This window comes from Brasilonema sp. UFV-L1 (assembly GCF_012912105.1).
Lineage (GTDB): Bacteria > Cyanobacteriota > Cyanobacteriia > Cyanobacteriales > Nostocaceae > Brasilonema.
The window spans coordinates 1-2,114 of record NZ_QMEA01000280.1 but is presented as its reverse complement, the minus strand read 5'-3'; the positions used below and the strand labels follow the sequence as shown (position 1 = coordinate 2,114).

The window sequence follows — 2,114 nt, the reverse complement described above, 5'->3', positions numbered from 1 at the left end:
CAGGGATGTACAGCGTAACACCGTCAGCTCTGGTAGAAGGACTATCACCTCAACGGTTTGCCCCACTGAGGTTAAGGCAGTGTCGGCAGGCAGGTTGATTTCAATCTTGTTGCCTGGTAAAACTTTAGTCTCAATTCGTAACGCTGATTGCATTAAAGCCGCTCCTGTTTTAAATTGCCCGTATTTATCAATCATGGCGCATATGTTTGCTGGGGTGCGATCACCCTTTGGGTGGCTCCCTGCTGGAGCATCGCCTTGTAAAGTCAAAAGTTAAAAGTCACTCATGCAAAAGAAAGAATAAAATCTCTCATCTTCTGCACTTCCATTCACCGTCGTGAAGTTTTCCGTAATTACAGCCCTTTGTGCTGAAGTACTCCAATGGATGCATATGTTGATTTTACTGGCAACTATATATGTAAGGTATTAAAACAGTTTTCATTTATTTGAACCACATCTGTCGTAGGGGCAAAAGCTAGCTCATACGTGTCAACTTAAAGCTCAAATCCTTATACCATGTCGTTGATTTGACCTCACCCCTGTAAAGCGTAGCTTTACATCCCCTCTCCTTACCAAGGAGAGGGGCGGTTTTGGCGCAAGACAAAACCGGGGTGAGGTTATGCGACAATTGTGAGCGAGTAGGATAACCGTAATGTAACGTTCTTAACTTGGGTTTCGTCTTCAGTTGACACTAATGAGCTAGCTTTTGCGCCTGAGTGCGTGGTTTATTTACCCTAATTGCTGTAAACCAGTACAAACCGTCTAGAATTCATAAGTGAGGGAGGATGACAGCAGAAGATCGCAGCGCCAAAGTTGGAGGGAGTGCTGACAGTAGTGCCATTATTACTGGTGATAGTAACACCGCTACTATTACCATCACTAATTACTATTACCGTGAAAATACAACAGTAATCCCTGTTGAATATACTGATGGCGCTGATGAAAATCTTCTCTGTCCTTATCGCGGTTTGTTTCACTTTGGTCCTGATGATGCGGAGTTTTTCTTTGGACGTGAGGTATTTGTAGAAGAACTATTCGCGGCGACTCAAGTCCGTAATTTTATACCTGTGTTAGGTGCGTCGGGAAGCGGTAAATCTTCGGTGGTGTTGGCGGGATTGGTGCCAAAGCTGCAAAATGAAGGTCACTGGTTATTTACTCACTTCCGTCCTGGTTCCGAGCCTTTCCATGCTCTGGCTTTGGCGCTAGTTCCCCTTTACACGCAAAATCTAGATAATACTGATAAGATAATCCAAGCTCGTAAATTAGCACAAGCTCTTGGCGATGGTGAAATTCCTCTAGCTGATGTATTTGCCCAGATTCACCAAAATCACCCTACACATCGGGTGTTGCTAATTGCGGATCAATTTGAAGAACTTTATACTTTGTGTGCGGATCAAAAAATTCGGCATAGTTTTTTAGATAGTTTATTAGCCAGCTTTCAATCCTCTGCTTATCATACCGAGTTGCAATCAAAAGTACCACCTGTCATTGCGAGTGAAACGAAGTGGAACGAAGCAATCTCCCCTAAAGCGCTACCACAACAAAATGCAACTTGGTATCAGTCCCAATACAATCATGTGCTAGTTGCAACCATGCGGGCAGATTTCTTGGGGAATGCTCTGTCATATCCCGCTTTTGGAGATGTATTAAAAACTGATATCAAGCTCAGATCGATGAATCATGATGAACTTTTACAGGTGATTGCAAAGCCTGCTGAAAAGTTGGGGGTGACATTTGAAGGGGGACTGGTGGAACGCATTTTGGATGATGTGGAAGATGAACCGGGGAATTTACCTCTTTTGGAGTTTGCGTTAACCCAATTGTGGAAGGAGCGAAAGGGTAAACAGTTAACTCATGCAGCTTATCAGCACATAGGTAAGGTACAAGGTGCGTTGGCTCGTCATGCAGATCAGAATTATGGTAAATTGAGTGCAGTTCAGAAAGAACAGGTACGGCGGATTTTCATCCAATTAGTGCATCCGGGTGAAGACAGACAAGATACGCGACGAGTGGCGACGAAAGCCGAATTGGGTGAAGAACGCTGGAAATTGGTGACACAGTTGGGAGACTCGTAAAACGGTGCAAAACACCATAAAACGGTACAATTTATTGTTGTC

General features: G+C 43.9%; 1 protein-coding gene and 1 pseudogene. One reads left to right on the top strand and one right to left on the bottom strand.

Annotated features, from left to right (window positions below; all coding sequences use genetic code 11):
- Nucleotides 1–195: pseudogene (locus DP117_RS35790) on the bottom strand (hypothetical protein); the annotation flags it as partial.
- A 587-nt stretch (nucleotides 196–782) separates the two neighbouring features.
- On the opposite strand from DP117_RS35790, the gene DP117_RS36820 reads away from it, so the two are divergent.
- Nucleotides 783–2,072, top strand: coding sequence for a hypothetical protein (locus tag DP117_RS36820; protein ID WP_339381167.1), 1,290 nt, complete (start codon nucleotides 783–785; stop codon nucleotides 2,070–2,072).
- The last annotated feature ends 42 nt before the right edge of the window (nucleotides 2,073–2,114 follow it).

Bases quoted from the DNA above. Each gene is read 5' to 3' on its own strand.
- DP117_RS36820 (WP_339381167.1), top strand. From the start codon at position 783: ATGACAGCAGAAGATCGCAGCGCCAAAGTTGGAGGGAGTGCTGACAGT.